Source organism: Bartonella sp. AP58NXGY, from assembly GCF_042195785.1.
GTDB lineage: Bacteria > Pseudomonadota > Alphaproteobacteria > Rhizobiales > Rhizobiaceae > Bartonella.
The window spans coordinates 1-289 of sequence record NZ_JBHIOY010000327.1; the positions used below are offsets into that span (position 1 = coordinate 1).

Genomic DNA, 289 nt, shown 5'->3' on the forward strand with positions numbered 1-289 from the left:
TATAATAGGAATATAAGGCAATTATTCGGAATGGTAAAAATATGATGATTTTTTGATAGAGTCATACCTATAACGAAGAATAGAACGCCGTTGGATTGCTAATTCACGCACCTGTTTTAAAAAGCCATTGTTTAACGCTTCCGACTCCATTTTTTGACGGAGCCAGTGAAATGGTATAACGATAAAATTCCGTGAATAATATAAGATTACAAAGCTCCTCTATCTTTACGCTTATGAAGGCGTAAGCCACATCACCACACACTCGTTGAAGTTTGAATGTGAGAAAAAG

1 protein-coding gene is annotated in these 289 nt (G+C 35.6%); it reads right to left on the minus strand.

What is annotated here, in order from left to right; translation table 11 throughout:
* Window positions 1-103: 103 nt before the first annotated feature.
* The coding region (locus tag ACFINC_RS11210) for a hypothetical protein (protein ID WP_375617251.1) at window positions 104-289 on the minus strand (186 nt) is incomplete at its 5' end.